This window comes from Paenibacillus canaveralius (genome assembly GCF_047238265.1).
In the GTDB taxonomy this organism is placed as follows: Bacteria; Bacillota; Bacilli; order Paenibacillales; family NBRC-103111; genus Paenibacillus_F.
On the sequence record NZ_JBDFMM010000001.1, the window covers coordinates 1,325,768 to 1,340,808 of the forward strand.

The 15,041-nt window shown below is 55.6% G+C and carries 13 protein-coding genes; 9 read left to right on the top strand and 4 right to left on the bottom strand.

Annotated elements, in window-relative coordinates:
* Window positions 1-4: 4 nt before the first annotated feature.
* The gene (locus ABC395_RS06160) at window positions 5-1,150 is read right to left on the bottom strand and encodes a YheC/YheD family endospore coat-associated protein (protein WP_413001543.1); all 1,146 of its coding nucleotides are present in this window, start codon (window positions 1,148-1,150) and stop codon (window positions 5-7) included.
* Window positions 1,151-1,171: 21 nt separating this feature from the next.
* Window positions 1,172-2,557 carry a YheC/YheD family endospore coat-associated protein gene (locus tag ABC395_RS06165; RefSeq protein ID WP_413001545.1) on the bottom strand — a complete coding sequence of 462 codons (1,386 nt, stop codon included), beginning with the start codon at window positions 2,555-2,557 and terminating at the stop codon, window positions 1,172-1,174.
* Between the two features lie 526 nt (window positions 2,558-3,083).
* On the opposite strand from ABC395_RS06165, the gene ABC395_RS06170 reads away from it, so the two are divergent.
* The 6 genes from ABC395_RS06170 (at window position 3,084) to ABC395_RS06195 (ending at window position 9,775) form a co-directional block, all read left to right on the top strand.
* Window positions 3,084-4,292, top strand: coding sequence for an ABC transporter substrate-binding protein (locus ABC395_RS06170; protein WP_413001547.1), 1,209 nt, complete (start codon window positions 3,084-3,086; stop codon window positions 4,290-4,292).
* Window positions 4,293-4,526: 234 nt separating this feature from the next.
* Window positions 4,527-5,480, top strand: a complete 954-nt coding sequence (locus ABC395_RS06175; protein WP_413001549.1) for a carbohydrate ABC transporter permease — start codon at window positions 4,527-4,529, stop codon at window positions 5,478-5,480.
* A 13-nt stretch (window positions 5,481-5,493) separates the two neighbouring features.
* Window positions 5,494-6,339 (top strand): carbohydrate ABC transporter permease, encoded by an 846-nt coding sequence (locus tag ABC395_RS06180; protein WP_413001551.1) that lies wholly within the window; start codon window positions 5,494-5,496, stop codon window positions 6,337-6,339.
* 44 nt (window positions 6,340-6,383) lie between these two features.
* Entirely contained in the window at window positions 6,384-7,817 is a 1,434-nt protein-coding gene (locus ABC395_RS06185) for a PTS transporter subunit EIIC (protein ID WP_413001553.1), read from the top strand.
* Between the two features lie 16 nt (window positions 7,818-7,833).
* Complete coding sequence (locus ABC395_RS06190) at window positions 7,834-8,670, top strand: PRD domain-containing protein (protein ID WP_413001555.1); 837 nt, start codon at window positions 7,834-7,836, stop codon at window positions 8,668-8,670.
* A 109-nt stretch (window positions 8,671-8,779) separates the two neighbouring features.
* On the top strand, window positions 8,780-9,775 hold the full coding sequence (locus ABC395_RS06195; RefSeq protein WP_413001557.1) for an acrylyl-CoA reductase family protein: 996 nt from the start codon (window positions 8,780-8,782) through the stop codon (window positions 9,773-9,775).
* A gap of 509 nt (window positions 9,776-10,284) precedes the next feature.
* Here ABC395_RS06195 and ABC395_RS06200 read toward each other — a convergent pair.
* Complete coding sequence (locus ABC395_RS06200) at window positions 10,285-12,144, bottom strand: ABC transporter substrate-binding protein (RefSeq protein ID WP_413001559.1); 1,860 nt, start codon at window positions 12,142-12,144, stop codon at window positions 10,285-10,287.
* Window positions 12,145-12,273: 129 nt separating this feature from the next.
* On the opposite strand from ABC395_RS06200, the gene ABC395_RS06205 reads away from it, so the two are divergent.
* From ABC395_RS06205 to ABC395_RS06215, 3 genes are all read left to right on the top strand, one after another.
* Entirely contained in the window at window positions 12,274-12,441 is a 168-nt protein-coding gene (locus ABC395_RS06205; protein WP_413001561.1) for a hypothetical protein, read from the top strand.
* A 130-nt stretch (window positions 12,442-12,571) separates the two neighbouring features.
* On the top strand, window positions 12,572-12,847 hold the full coding sequence (locus ABC395_RS06210; protein WP_413001563.1) for a hypothetical protein: 276 nt from the start codon (window positions 12,572-12,574) through the stop codon (window positions 12,845-12,847).
* Between the two features lie 427 nt (window positions 12,848-13,274).
* Entirely contained in the window at window positions 13,275-14,612 is a 1,338-nt protein-coding gene (locus ABC395_RS06215) for a DRTGG domain-containing protein (RefSeq protein WP_413001565.1), read from the top strand.
* Here ABC395_RS06215 and ABC395_RS06220 read toward each other — a convergent pair whose 3' ends face one another.
* Window positions 14,613-14,909, bottom strand: a complete 297-nt coding sequence (locus ABC395_RS06220; RefSeq protein WP_413001567.1) for a YtpI family protein — start codon at window positions 14,907-14,909, stop codon at window positions 14,613-14,615.
* Window positions 14,910-15,041: the final 132 nt, after the last annotated feature.

The following is a 15,041-nucleotide window of genomic DNA, read 5'->3' on the forward strand; positions in this document are numbered from 1 at the left end:
TGGGTTACCCTCCTAAACTTGTTGCCCCTGCCGGTTCCCGCTGCGTTCTCAGCAAATAGGCGGCGTACCGGACCGGATTAGAGGCGGCTGAGCGGGCGGTTTCCCCGCCGTCAATGCTCTGGAAGGCTGCTCTGCCGGGCTTGGAATTAACCTCCAGAATGTGGATGCGTCCATCCCGGCAAACGCCGAAATCGATGCCCAGCTCGGCCAGACGCCCATGCGACGATTCCAGAATAAGCGCAATTCGATGGGATAAAACGGACAGAGTCTTCATCAGCCTGCCGGACGCCCGGGCTGGAAACTGTTCCTTCAGAAAAGCTTCGGCCTCGCGGGCGGTGCCGCCGCCGTGGAGGTTCGACGTGACGCTCCCCGGACCGCCTGAGCGAACAACCATCCCGGTCAGCTTCCACAGGCCGCGTCCGTCTTTTTGCATAAGAGAACGGATATCGTAAGCCGTACCGTCCGCTGCAGTCAGCGGCAAATACTGCTGGAGCAAGTAGCGGCGCTTCCCTATGAAACCGCGGACCCAGCTCAGCATCTCCCGCGCCGTGCCGAAATCATGCCGCACCGGACGGTTCGCCCGGTCGCGGCCGCGTACGCTCCAGGGAAAATCCGAGCCGGGACTTCGGTAAACATGCAGCGCCCCTTTGCCGTGCATGCCCCCTTCGGGCTTTAGAAAAGCGGCCTCATACAGCTCCAGCCACTGTTCAAGCCGGTGCATCACAGTCAGGCGGCGGGTTAGCGGCAAATGCGGGGCGAGAGCCGGATCGGCGGCCAGCAGGCGCTGGACGTCCCATTTGCCGCGGAGACCTCCGCCCAGAAACCGGATGCCGGGCAGCCCGTGAAGCCGGTTCAGCTGCCGGCGGTAAAGCCGCTGCTCCGCGGCACTCGAGCAAAAGCAGCGGTCGTAAAGGACGGCGGGAAGAGGGAAGGTGCCTTCTCTCCAGGCGGATTCCGCCGGATTGTACAGGAAGCCGTCCACCGTCTCGTACTCGAAAGAGATTCCGTCCGGAGGGAACACGATGACCTCGATTCCTTCGGCCGCCCCATGCAGGCTCAGCCTCCGGAAAAAGGGCTCGGAATCTCCGGCGGGCGCTTCCCTGCCCGGTGAGGTAAGAACGCCGAGACACCGATTCGCTGTATGATCCACACGACCCACCGCCTTCCTGGTTTACATAAAGCCGGCCAAATAAACGGCATATTCAAGGAGACGCCTGACGGAGGGCCGCACAAGCGCTTCGTCGGCCGCGGAGGGAAGAGTGAATTCCTCGCGGGAAGGTTTTGAGTTCACTTCCAGCAGTTTTACACGGCCGGCCGCGTCCAGAGCGAGGTCCACGCCGAGTTCCCCGAAGGTTCCCTTGACGTTGCTGCCGATAGCTTGAGCGATTGTCAGCGCCGTACTTTTTAACGTACGCTGGATGCTCCCTTTGCGTGAGGCTAAAGAAGATCCTGCCAGCGCTTCCTGGACGGCCGTCATCGTTCCGCCTCTCGCAAGGTTGGAGACGAAGTGCTGCTCGGCCGCGATCCGGGCCACGATGGAGCTCAGCACCCATTCTCCATCGCCGCCTCTTTGTACGAGGGCGCGGAAATCGACGGGGCGGCCGCCGATCGTCAGCAGATCCAGACCTTCCTGGATTTGATAAGCTTGTGTCCGGATTTTCCCCGCCATATGGGAGTAGGCTTCGAAAAGATCGGGATAACGGAGCGTAACGGTTCCGCTGAGTGCGGAGAACCGGACTTCGCAGCTGCCGTCCTCCTGGACGTGCAGCCGGAAAATTCCTTTGCCGAGACTGCCGGAGGCCGGTTTTATAAAAAGGACGGGATGCCGGCCTGACATGGCCCTCAGCATGTGATAGTTGGAGAACGGGTGAGACTCCGGCAGACAGTCCCGAAGAGCGGCTTCACCGCCCAGAGCGGAGAATACGGCGTTCTTATCCAGGTATTTATCGTTGAAAATGCGCGTCTGGTGACGCAGTTGAACGGCTTTGAGAAAATGCTGGACTTCGGGTTTGTTTTCGTATTTTCGTGAAGTCAGCCGGTTGTATATGACGTGCGGGACGGGAAATATTCCTTTTCGCCATTCTTCGTCGAAATACAGACCCCCCAGATCGGGAAAGGTGTGCATTTCTTCGGGAGAGAAAAAGAACAGGCTGACCCCGGCTTCTTCGCCCGCTTTGCTCAGCTCCCGGCAAAAAGCCGTCATGGAACCGAACGGCATTTCCTGTGACGGGTATAACCGGCTGAGCAGAACACCGACGAGCGGACCCGCGTAAAGCGTGGCGGCGGAAGGCTGATACACGAGCGAGAGCCTGCATCCGCCGCGGATGCCGAGCCGGCGCGCCAGCTCCGGATGCAGGCCAAGCTCTTCGTGGGGACTTGCGGCCGGCGCCGCAGCCGTCCGGACCAGCCCTTCGCAGGCCGCGGAACCGAAGCGGAACTTGATGGCGATGTCCGCGGCCAACCGGCACGCCCGGATCATCCCCGCGCTCAGCAGTACGGTCCGCTCGTCTTCGTAGAGGGCGGGATCAAGGCTGCGGACATGGACGATGCGGGTCATTGAAAAGCTCCTTCGCTTCGCGGTACCGGCGGTACCGGCGGCTGAAACTAAAGAATTACTCCATCATATGAGGACATATATCCCTTGGTGCAAGGGCGAATGTCAGGTTTCGGGCTGCTTTCGGATGACTTGGGCAGGAAGTGTTAGGGGATGTCCTCAGCGAAAAAGCTTTACAAGGAGGAGCGAAGCGTCCCTGCCGGCGTCAAGAAGGAGAATCGGCACAGGATGACAAATATGGACAAAGTGTAAACAAAAGGATTGACGGGAGACTAAAGTCCTTGTAAGATGTAAGTAATTTCAAATTAGCTTCACCCCGACAACTACATACCCAACTTTAACATGTTACCGAAAGGGCATTAGTTAAAGAAGTGATTTTGCTTCTTTGACTATGTCCTTTTTTTGTTCTCTCGGGGCCGCTAAGGAGGTGAGAAACTCCCGGTAAGAAGGCGTTGATCGACAAAGCATCAGGGGGACCGCTTCAGTTTGTAACCGATTACAAAAGAACCTTTAAGGAGTGTTTGTACACATGAAAAGAAACAAATGGCTCAACATGGGACTTTCTTTGATGATGGTATCCGCAATCGCGGCAGGATGCAGCAAGACGAGCACAACGACTACACCGCCGGCTTCACCGGGCGCGTCCTCGAACGCGAGTTCGGGAGATGCGAGCGGCAAGAAACTGACCGGCGAGTTCGAGATCCAGTATTTTGTCGGCGGATACGGAGACACCTGGTGGAAAGCAGCCATCGACGAGTTCCAGAAGGCTAACCCGGATCTTAAAATCAAGCAGTCTGCGGGAGCCAAAATCAACGATCAGATGAAACCCCGCTGGATTCAAGGCAATCCGCCGGACGTGGTTTATATCGACGGAGCAGGCGCCAACGCGAGAACGATGTACCAGGACGGCCAGCTTATGGACATCACTGACTGGCTGAAAACCGCCAAGAACACGGACGGCAAAAACATTATGGACCTGTTCATTTCCAAGCCGGAAGAGTACGAAGCAGGCAAATACTACGATGTTCCGCTCGTATTCGGTTCTTGGGGAACGTTCTGGGACCGCGCCGAATTCAAGAAAAACAACTGGGAAGAGCCGAAGGACTGGGAAAGCTTCCTGGCTGTAGGCGACAAGATCAAAGCTTCCGGCAAGATGAGCGTCTACATTCACACCGGCGTGTACCCGTACTACATTAACGGCGCATTCCTGGATTCCGCAACCGTTGCGGCCAACAATTACGATACGTCCATCATCAAGAAAATCAATAACATGGAAGAAGGCGTATTCAAAAGCGAACCGGTTATGAAAGCGCTTGATAAAATCATTCAAATGCGTGATAAGGGCTTCATCGACAAGGGCTCCGTCGCTTTGAACCATACGGATTCCCAAACACAGTTCCTGCAGCATAAAGCGGCCTTTATCCCGAACGGACTCTGGGTAGAAAACGAAATGAAGAAAGACGTTCCGCAAGGCTTCGAATTCGGATTCATTCCGTCCGTTACCCAGGAAAAAGGCGGCAAAAACGTAGCGATTCCGACTACGGCCACGATGGGTATCGCCAAAAAAGCGAAAAACCCGGAAGCGGCAAAAGCGTTCATCCAGTTCATCTTTACCGAAAAACAAGCGGGTAAATGGGCGGAAGCGACAGGCGCTCTGCTTAACGTGAAAACGAACCTCGACAACACGTCCGCAAGCAGCCTGGCAAAAACGGCCATCAAATCCTACAGTCTCCCCTGAAACCGTGGTAGCTCCGGAGCCGGTTATTCCGGAAGACCTCAAAAAAGTGCGTAACGATTCCACGCTGGCTCTGACTCAAGGCACGATCACCAAAGAAGAGTGGGCGAAACGTATGGAAGACGAAGCAGCCAAGCAGCGCGCCAAATTGAAAAAATAAGCACCCATATCTCCGGAGTGATAATAAGGGAATGCGAATTCCCTTATTGTCGTTCCCAGGAAAGCGGAGGTTCACGCATGAAAGGAACACCTGTCACTAATCCGGCCGGAGCCATCGTGGCGAAAAAGCCGAAGAGCGGACGCTCCAAGGTAAGACGCAATATCTTTATCGCTTCTTTTATCCTTCCGACTCTGCTGCTCTATCTCGTATTCACCGTATACCCGATGCTGAAAGGCATCTATCTCAGCTTGTTCGACTGGTCCGGCGGATCCATGGATTACAATTTTATCGGGCTGGACAATTTCAAAGAGATGTTCAAAGACCCCATTATTCCGAAGGCCCTGCTTAACGATTATTTCCTGGTTGCGGGCAAAGTGATCGGCTTTATGGTGCTCGCCCTGTTTTTTGCAGTCTCGCTTACCCGTCTCAAAATCAAGGGTTCCGGGTTTTACCGGGCGATCTTCTTCCTTCCGAACGTAATCTCCGTCGTAGTCGTCGGCGTGCTGTGGCGCTACGTATACAACCCGAATCTGGGCTTTTTGAACTCCCTGATCGGCGCGATCAAAAAGGAGGAGTTCATATTCCCTTGGCTGGGAGACGCGGCAACGGCGATGTGGGCGCTCCTTCCGCCATCGATTTGGGCCGGCGTCGGTTTCTGTACCCTTCTTCTCATCGCGGGAATTTTGAGCATCCCGGACTCGCTGTACGAAGCCGCAGGGCTTGACGGCGCCACTCAGTGGCAGCAGTTCTGGCACATTACGCTTCCGCTGACATGGGAGCAGATTCAAACTTCCGTCATCTGGATCGTAATGACTACGCTCAACGGCTCCTTTATCATCGTCTCGATTATGACAGAGGGCGGGCCGGACAATGCGACCCAGGTACTGGGCTCCTACTTGTACCAGCAGGGCTTCAGGCAGTATCACCTGAGCTATGCGGCCGCAATAGGCGTATTAACGCTCATTGTTTCTCTGGTAACGACGGTTGCCTTGCAGCGGATTATGAAAAGAGAACCGTTAGAAATTTCGTAGAGGGGTTATATGCATGAGTGATGGATTGAAAAACCCGTTTTGGCGCATAGTCGTCAACCTGCTTTTAATCGTGTGGGCGATCATGGTGCTTTACCCGCTCGTCTGGACCGTCCTCGGTTCCCTGAAGGATAACCAGCAGTTTTTCCAGGGCAAACCGTGGGATCTTCCCCAATTTCCGCTGTTGTTTTCCAACTTCAGTTACGTTTGGGATAAATACCAGTTCGGCGGTTATTTTATGAACTCGATCATCGTTACGGTTGTCAGTGTCTTGGCCGGTCTCGTGCTTTCTGCGATGACGGCGTACATTCTGGCCCGGTTTGCCTTCAAGGGAAGCGGCGTCCTCTATTACGTGTATATCGCTTCGATGATGATTCCTATGTTCCTCGGGATGATTCCCCTGTTCTTCCTGATGAGCGATATGGGATTGACCAATTCCCTTCTTGGGCTTATCATCGTATACACAGTTTCTACCATTCCGTTCAGCGTGTTCGTCCTGGTCGGATTCTTCAAAACGCTGCCGTCCGAAATCGAGGAAGCGGCCATGATGGACGGCGCCTCTTACTACGGCATTTTCTTCCGCATTATGATGCCTCTCGCCAAGCCGGGACTCATTTCCGTCAGCATTATCAACGTGCTGAACACGTGGAATGAATACATTCTCGGTGTCGTACTCAATAGTGAACCTTCCAAATACACTCTTCCTGTGGGCATTGCCGTTATGCAGGGGGAGATGCAGTACCGGACGGAATGGGGTCCGCTGTTTGCGGCGCTTCTCATTTCCATGGTGCCGGTCATGATTTTCTATCTCATTTTTCAGCGCCAAATTGCCAGCGGAATTACAGCGGGTGCGGTCAAATAACGGCCCGCCGCTTTTCTCCGCAACATGAAAAAAGGTGAGCAAACATGCTGCATACGCTTCAAAAAATCGGCCGGTCTCTGATGATACCGATTGCCGTCCTGCCGGCCGCCGCAATTTTGCAGCGGCTCGGCGCTTTTACTTTCCAGGATCCGTTTCTGATCTTCATCTCGAAAATATTCAGCGCCGGCGGCCAAGCCATTGTGGATAACCTTCCCCTGCTGTTTGCGATCGGCATCGCGATCGGCATGACGTCCGGTCAAGGAGTCGCGGCGCTCGCGGCTACAGTGGGATACGTCGTTTTTATGAGAGCGCTTGCGACTTTTGAAAGCGTACCCGTGGAGCAGACGACGCCCGGAGCCCATCTGGATATGGGCGTGCTCGGAGGAATGATGACGGGCCTTATCACCGTGATGCTGTTCAACCGGTTTCATAACATCAAGCTGCCGGATTATCTCATGTTTTTCGGAGGCCGGCGCTTTGTGCCGATCATTACCTCGCTCGTTATGGTCGTGATGGGCGGAATTATGGGACTGATCTGGCCTCCGGTTCAGGAAGTAATCCGGGAGGCGGGGCTTTGGATCGTAGATGCGGGGGGAATCGGCGTATTCATGTACGGCTTTCTGAACCGGCTTCTCCTCGTTACGGGTCTTCATCATATTCTGAACAGTATCGTGTGGTTTCAGGTGGGGGAATTCATGACGGCCCCCGGAACCTATGTTCATGGCGATATGACCCGCTACAACGCGGGCGATCCGAGCGCGGGCATGTTTATGAGCGGCTTTTTTCCGACAATGATGTTCGGTCTGCCGGCGGCCGCCTTGGCCATGATCAAATGCGCGCTACCGGAGAAGCGGAAGAAAGTGGCGGCCCTGCTCTACAGCGCCGCCCTCACCTCGATGCTCACCGGGGTGACGGAACCGCTTGAATTTTCATTTATGTTCGCCGCACCGCTCCTTTACGGAGTCCATGCGGTACTGAACGGTCTGGCGATGCTGCTCATGCATCTGTTTAATATTAAGCTCGGTTTCAGTTTTTCAGGAGGAATTATCGATTTATTGTTGAATTGGAAATTAAAGGAATTTCCTTTTATGTTTCTGATCATCGGAGCGATCTATTTTGTCGTCTATTACGCGTTGTTCCTGTTTCTGATTAAAGCCTTTAAACTGAAAACCCCCGGCAGGGAAGAAGAATTTCCCGGTTTGGCTTCGGCGATCGTATCTTCGGCTCCGCCTCCGGGGGAAGAACGGATTACGGCAATCGTGAACAGCGTAGGCGGCATCGACAATATCGTCAAAGTGGATTCCTGCATTACCCGGCTGAGGCTGTGGCTTAAAGAGGCCGAGCAAGTGGAAGAAGAAAAATTGAAGGAACTGGGTGCATTCGGAATTATGAACATGGGAAAGGGACACGTGCACGTTATTTTCGGTACGGACTCGGAACTGATTAAGGAATCCATTGCCAAACGCTTAGCTGCATAGATGGAGGAGAACCTTTATGATTCAAAGAAAAATCATTCACGTGCTTTCCCATAATGTAGTCATGACGAAGCTTTCGACCGGCAAAAATTCAATTGCGTTCGGCAAAGGAATCGGATTCAAAAAGGTCCCGGGCATGATTATACAGGACGCCGACATTTCGCAGGAATTTCTTCTGCATACTTCGGAAGTTCTGGAGCATTACGAGCATATTCTTCACGCCGTCGACGTCAAAATTATCGGGATTACGGAAGAAGTGATCGCTTACGCGCAGGGGCATCTGGAAGGGGAATTTTCCGAAACGATCCACGCCGCGCTCGTCGATCATATTAACTTTGCCGTGGAACGCTGCAAGCGGGGGGTTCATATTCTCAATCCGTTCGCTTACGAGATCAAGCATTTGTATGAAGAAGAATACCGGATAGCCAGCAAGGCGATCGATTTTCTGAATCAGCATCTGGATGTAAAGCTGCCGGACGATGAAATCGCGTTTCTGGCGATGCATTTCCATACCGCCCGGACCAAGATGGAAAAAGGCACGGCGCTTGCGGTGGTCAGACTGGTAGCCCAGGTAATCGAGAGAGCGAAGGAGTTCGGCCTGGATTTCGATAATTCCTTCTCAACCGTCCGTTTTATTTCTCACTTAAAAGCGCTTATCGACCGGATTACGGAACAAAAAACGATACGGAATCCCCTGCTGGGTAAAATTTGCGAGGAATATCCCCTGGCGTTTCAAAAAGCGGTCCTTTTGGCGGAGCTGCTCAAAGCGAATCTGCAAAAACCGATCCCGATGGACGAGATCGGATTTCTGGCTCTTCACCTTGAACGGCAGATGCAGCGCTCGGGGATGGACTAAACGGTTCTCTGCTGCCGTAGGGAAAGCGGCGGGCTCCGGCCGGAAGCGGCACCCCGCATTTTCTCGACGGCAGCAATCGTGATAAGATCGGAATGAGGAGGGATGTATCATGACAGATTCCACATTCCGTGCTTTGCGGGTCGATAAGACCGGGCAGGGCTTTTCGCTGGGGATACGTGAAATGACGACGGAGGAGCTGCCCGAAGGTGAGCTGCTGGTAAAGGTTGCCTACTCCGGCGTCAACTTTAAGGACGGGCTTGCCTCCACGCCGGAGAGCAAGACCGTCCGTTCTTATCCGATGGTACTCGGCATCGACTTGGCCGGTACCGTCGTCTCGTCGGCCGATCCGCGGTACAAGGAAGGGGACGAAATTCTCGTCACCGGCTACGCGCTCGGTACCGGCCATTTCGGCGGATACAGCGAATTGGCCCGGGTTCCGGCGGATTGGGCGGTGCCCGTACCGGACGGCCTGACGATGAGGGACGTTATGGCACTCGGCACAGCCGGCTTCACGGCCGCTCTTTCCATCCAGCGGCTGGAAGACAACGGCCTGCGCCCGGGCCAAGGTCCCGTGCTTGTCACGGGAGCAACCGGCGGTGTGGGCAGCACCGCCGTTTCCATGCTGGCGGGTCTCGGTTACGAGGTAGCCGCCAGCACAGGCAAAAGCTCCGAGCACGCGTACCTGCGCGGACTCGGAGCAAGCGAAGTGCTGCCGCGCGAGGCGCTTGCGGCAGAAGACGGCAAGCCGCTCCGCCGCGAGCAGTGGAGCGCGGCGGTAGACCCTGTGGGCGGCGCGTCGCTTCCGTTCGTGCTCGGCACGGTAAGGTACGGCGGCTCCGTCGCCCTCAGCGGGCTCACCGGAGGCGGGACGTTCCCCGCCACCGTGTACCCGTTCATCCTGCGCGGCGTGAACCTTCTGGGCATAGACTCCGTCTACTGCCCGGAAGGTTTGCGCAGGAAGCTGTGGGAGCGGCTTGCGGGCGATCTCAAACCGCGCAGCCTGGGGGACATGATCCAGCGGGAGATCACGCTGGAGGAGGTGCCTGCGGCGCTGGAGGACATCCTGGCGGGCCGCATGCGCGGCCGCGTCGTCGTGCGCTTGTAGCGCCTGGGGGCCGGCGGTGCTTTCTCGGCCGCACAGCTAAACGCGGCGCCTATCCGGCGAAGGCATTTGGTCCGCCGGCCGGGGCTGCTTCCCGGTGCACGAACCGCCGTACATCGCTTCTCCCGCTCCGGAACGCCGCGTCGGCACGGCTCGGCTCGTGCGTCCCGCCAATTTTCGCATGGCGCAGCCTGCTTGCATAAAATTAGCCGGCAGACGCACGCCTAGACGCTCCGCGAATCGGCCGCGCTTGATAAGCATCGCGTCCGGCCGGCACCATTAAAAGCCGTCAAACGCGGATACCCGCGGCTGACGGCTTTTTGTCCAGTACGATACCGCCCCGCTCTGTCCGGTGCGCTTATAAGCTCCGTTCCCCAAACGTAATGACTAGTTCCTTAACGTGAAACTCACTTTCATTGTAGGCGCCGCCGCTCTTTTAGAGCCGGGCGTCTTTTTTGTTGCCTTTCGTCATGGACTTTCTGCGTCTTCCGTCAGCGGAACATTGCTCTCCATCAATCAAGTGTTTCCGAAGCGGATCGCTCTCTTACGAAAAGATGGCGGTAATCGACCCAGCCCTGACGGTCTATGCGGACGCCTCCGATCGAGGAATGAACCGCGACCCGGAACGTTTTTTTCAATAAAAAAAGCAAGGCCGTGTCTGCCAGAAGCATTTCCTCAATATTCAGGAGTTCCTCCGCCTGCCGTTCTAAGGAAGCTTCGCGCTGAATCTGTCCCACTGCGCTCTGTATGCGGCTTTGCAGCTCGGAGCTCATATGCCTGTAAATAAAGCTGGACGTTTGAATAAGATGCCCCAGAAAACCGAGCGGAGAGTCGGAAAGGGGCATGAACAAGCAGAGATCGGCCTGATGAACATACTCCCGGTCGGTAAAAGCGGCGGGCTGCATCGTCTCCACTTCCACGTTAAGGCCGGCTTCCGCGAGTTTCCCGGCTATCCATCGGGCGTCTTCGCCATGCTGGGCGTACGCGACCAGCCGCAGTGTCTCGCCGGCGTAACCCGAAGCCCGGATCAGCTCGTCCGCGGTCAAAGAAGACCCGTGACTACTTGCATCCCGGTCAAAATGTTCATGACGGCGGGAACCGTGACGAAGCAGAAAGTCCCGTGTGATGCCCCGCGAGGGGGCGACCCGGTTATTTCCGAGCTCCCGGACCATGGCCTTCCGGTCGATCAGCCGGTCGACAGCCTGACGGAGCGGCAGGCTCCGGCATGGGCCCCGTCTGGTGTTGAATGTGAGCACGGTGCTTCCGTCGAATACATGCTCCTCTTTGGTTTGAAAGCCCTGCTGTTCATATTCGTCCTCGGGCATGGGTACATCCCCGTGGGAAATGATGAGCTTATCCTCCCCTTTAGGGCAGTAAGCGGCAAGATGTTCGGGCAAAATCCACATCTCGATCACATCCAGATGCGGACGAATGCCGTAATACCCGTCAAAGGCATGAAGCCGGCAGATGTATTTGTCATAAAACTCCATCCGGAAAGGTCCCGTACCTATAGGGGAGCGTCCAAAGAGGGAAGGATTATCCCGGGCGATATCTTCCGGCACGATGGAAGCCGCCGGGAACGTCAGGAAGAAGGGCAGCAGATGGTTCGGCCGCTTAAGTCCGATCCGCAGTATGTGCGGGGTTACGGGAAGCAGGAACACCACGTCCCGCATTAGCCACGACCAGCTTGAGTCCGTAGCGGAATCGACAAGCCGCTCCAGTGAATACTTCACGTCCTCCGCATCCATTTCCCGGCCATGATGGAAGAAAACTTTTTTGCGCAGATAAAAAGTCCACTCCGTTCCGTCCGCATTGCTCTCCCAGTAATAGGAAAGCTGGGGCAGAAGATTTCCCGTCGCGGGATCGAGTTCCAGCAGCGTAGAGAACACATGACTAATGAGATGACAGTCTACGGCATAGATGGCGTGAGCGGGATCAAGCGAAACCGGGGGCCGGAACAAGGGGAGGCGCAGGGTATCCACGCCGGCTCCCCCGGAGGCTGCGGAGTTGAAGCCGAAATACCCGGACATCCATTCGAGGAAACTGTCCTTAAGGGCATAGGTGCGCCCATAGGTGTGGATAAGCTCGACGGCGGCTTTGAAGTCGCCTTTCCGGGTCAAGTCCATCGCCGTCCGGGAAATAAGCTCCGGAGCCGGAATCACGAAAGTAAGCAGCGAAGAACGGCCGCGTCCGCAGCCCGGCTGCCACAGGATCCAGTCCAGTTGAGCCATCTTCTTAAGCAGCAGCTTCACGTTCCGTACGGTGCAGAACCAATGGCCGGCCAGCAGATCCAGCGTGATCGGAACGGGCTCGCCTTCGTTCGCTTGCGGCTGGCTGAGGCGCAGCTGCAGATAATAATCGTAAAGCTGCATAAAGTCCGGTCTCCTTTTAGCTGTAAAAAAGGGGAAAATATTAAAGGTAATTATACTCTTTTTGTTCCCCTTATTCCATCTATAATCAAAGGTAGCCGGCCGCTTAACACAAAGAAAGGGGTTTGACGCATGTATCCACAACCGTATTATCTGGAAAAAGAAATGGAACAGCACAACCGGGACCTGGATCGCAGACTCCGGGACTATACCAAATTCGGACGTTTTCTCTGCTCGAAGCTCATCGGCAGCAAACACGGAACGAAGAACGCCAGTACAACCGCCAAATCCGCCGTATAAAACGTAATCATAAAGACCCTGAGCCTGTCATAGGATGTAGTACAGGCGGCATGTCCCGAAGCTGCCCGCGGGCAGCGGTTATAAGGCGGGATGTCTGAATGCCGTCACTTCAGGGGGAGCGTGAACAGCCGTGAAAGGTTTCAAGAACGTGATTTTTATGAGCCTCGCGCTTGGTATGCTGCTGTATTCCGTACCGCAGCTTGATATTGGGGGAGGCTTTACCCTGCCGACGGTGTTCGGCGCGCTTTGGATCTGTTTCGCCCTGCTGATCATCGCGGCGCATTTGCACGAGCTGCTCGGTGTCGACGAGGAGACCCGGCAGGAAATCGTCCGCATCAAGCGGGTGAAACGCTGGCGGATGGAGCAGCGGCTGCAGGGCAAGAAAATGCTGGGCCTGCGCAAGTAAACCATCCGGAGGAGCACGGCAGATGCAGGGGCCCACAGCCACCGCAAGACGCGAGGGCGCCGCGAATGTCGCAAGTGTTGCATATATCTTGAGCACCTGGGATATCGTGAACGTCGCAAGTGGGCCGCACATCGCGAGCACCCGGGATATCGCGAACGTCGCAAGTGCGCTGCACGTCCCGAGTCTCCCTGGATATCGCGGCCACCGTGCAAGTACACCACACATCACGGGTGACGCAGGAACCTGGGACACCGCGCACGCATCGTGAGCGCCATCGGCATCGCGAACGACACAGGTCCTCGCGAACATGCCGAAATATAGGAAGAAAAACCAGACGGCCAGCGCCTTCCGCGCTTTTCGTTTGGTTTTTCTTCGTCTATAATAAACTTAACAGACTAATACAGCGAATCGGACGGGGGTAGTACAGTTGGATGAAACGGGAACAGAATCGTTAACGAAGCACGAACAGATTCTCCGCTATATCGAGAGCTTGAAGATCGGAAGCAAGATCAGCGTCCGCAAAATCGCGGATCAGCTTGAAGTGAGCGAAGGCACCGCCTACCGGGCGATCAAAGAAGCGGAGAACCAGGGCCTCGTATCCACGAAGGAACGGGTCGGCACGGTCAGGGTCGGCAAGCGGGAACGCCGCAATATCGATAAGCTGACCTTCGAAGAAGTCGTGAACATCGTGGACGGCGAAGTGCTCGGCGGAATGAACGGACTGGAGAAGACGCTGCACAAATTCGTGATCGGAGCGATGGAACTCGACGCGATGATGCGCTACGTGGAGGCGGGTTCGCTGCTTATCGTGGGCAACCGTGAGGAAGTGCACAGACTGGCTCTGGAGCAGGGGTCCGGGGTCCTCATAACGGGCGGCTTCCACACGAGTCCGGAGATGACGAAGCTGGCGGATAAGCTGGAGCTTCCCATCATATCGAGCAGTTACGATTCCTTCACGGTGGCTTCGATGATTAACCGTGCCATCTATGACCGTCTCATCAAGAAAAAAATTCTTCTTGTCGAGGATATTTTGACGACGAATCCGCATGTCTTCGCTTTGAAAGCGAACAGCACGGTCAAGGAATGGCGCGCGCTGGTCGAAGAGACGGGCCACAGCCGGTTTCCCGTCACGGATGAGTGGAACCGCGTTATCGGGCTTGTGGCCCCGAAAGATATGCTGGGCGCCGATGCCGGCCAGACTGTCGACCGCCTGATGACGCGTAATCCGCTGACGGCCAGTCCGCAGACTTCCGTCGCTTCCGCCGCCCATATGATGGTGTGGGAAGGGATCGAGCTGCTGCCGGTGGTGGACGGAAACCGCAAAATGCTCGGCGTGATCAACCGCAACGATGTGCTCAAGGCGATGCAGTATATCCAGAAGCAGCCGCAGAACGGGGAGACGTTCGAGGATCTTATCTGGGGGAGATTCGAGGAGTTCCGGGACGAACAAGGGAACGTGGTATTCCGCGGAACGATAACGCCCCAGATGACGAATCATCTGGGGACGGTTTCGGAAGGGGTCCTGACTACTCTCATGACGGAAGCGGCGTACCGCGTCGTACAGACCGTCAAGAAGGGGGACCTTGTGATGGATAACATGTCGACGTACTTTATCAAACCCGTGCAGATCGAAAGCGAGATCCAGATCCGGCCCAACATTCTGGAAGTGAGCCGTAAATTCGGCAAAATCGACGTGCAGATCTACCATGCGGGCACGCTGGTATGCCGGGCGATGCTGACGGCCCAGTTTATCGACGGCGTCTAATCAGCGGGACATGCGGGAGAAGTACGAATAATTGCGGATTCCCGCAAAAAGGTTAAACAGCCCGAGCAGCAGGCAGACGGTCCCGAAAATACGGCGCACCGGCGTATCCGAGAGGAAGAACAGCTGCGTCACGGCAATAAGAATAAGCATCAGCCCCATGCAGATATTCATCAGCGCGGCGTTGGTGCCTCTTTGTTTGGGATCGGTTTTCCGGCGGGAGCGGAAGCTGAAGACGACCGAGAACAGCAGGGTAATGAAAATAAGCGCGGATAGTACGATTTGAACCGTTTCTAACATGTACGGAAAGCCCCCTACAGATGTTTTGTTTTAACTGTACCGATTTTCCCCGGAAAAAGCAACGAAGCCGGGGCCTCTGGGGCAACCGGCTGTCATGGGTAAAGAAGGAGTTCGATTCTTTCTGTCGAATAC

Excerpts from the sequence above, each read along its gene's own strand:
- ABC395_RS06165 (WP_413001545.1), bottom strand. The coding sequence starts at position 2,557 with ATGACCCGCATCGTCCATGTCCGCAGCCTTGATCCCGCCCTCTACGAA.
- ABC395_RS06170 (WP_413001547.1), top strand. The coding sequence starts at position 3,084 with ATGAAAAGAAACAAATGGCTCAACATGGGACTTTCTTTGATGATGGTA.
- ABC395_RS06175 (WP_413001549.1), top strand. The coding sequence starts at position 4,527 with ATGAAAGGAACACCTGTCACTAATCCGGCCGGAGCCATCGTGGCGAAA.
- ABC395_RS06180 (WP_413001551.1), top strand. The coding sequence starts at position 5,494 with ATGAGTGATGGATTGAAAAACCCGTTTTGGCGCATAGTCGTCAACCTG.
- ABC395_RS06185 (WP_413001553.1), top strand. The coding sequence starts at position 6,384 with ATGCTGCATACGCTTCAAAAAATCGGCCGGTCTCTGATGATACCGATT.
- ABC395_RS06190 (WP_413001555.1), top strand. The coding sequence starts at position 7,834 with ATGATTCAAAGAAAAATCATTCACGTGCTTTCCCATAATGTAGTCATG.
- ABC395_RS06195 (WP_413001557.1), top strand. The coding sequence starts at position 8,780 with ATGACAGATTCCACATTCCGTGCTTTGCGGGTCGATAAGACCGGGCAG.
- ABC395_RS06200 (WP_413001559.1), bottom strand. The coding sequence starts at position 12,144 with ATGCAGCTTTACGATTATTATCTGCAGCTGCGCCTCAGCCAGCCGCAA.
- ABC395_RS06205 (WP_413001561.1), top strand. The coding sequence starts at position 12,274 with ATGTATCCACAACCGTATTATCTGGAAAAAGAAATGGAACAGCACAAC.
- ABC395_RS06220 (WP_413001567.1), bottom strand. The coding sequence starts at position 14,909 with ATGTTAGAAACGGTTCAAATCGTACTATCCGCGCTTATTTTCATTACC.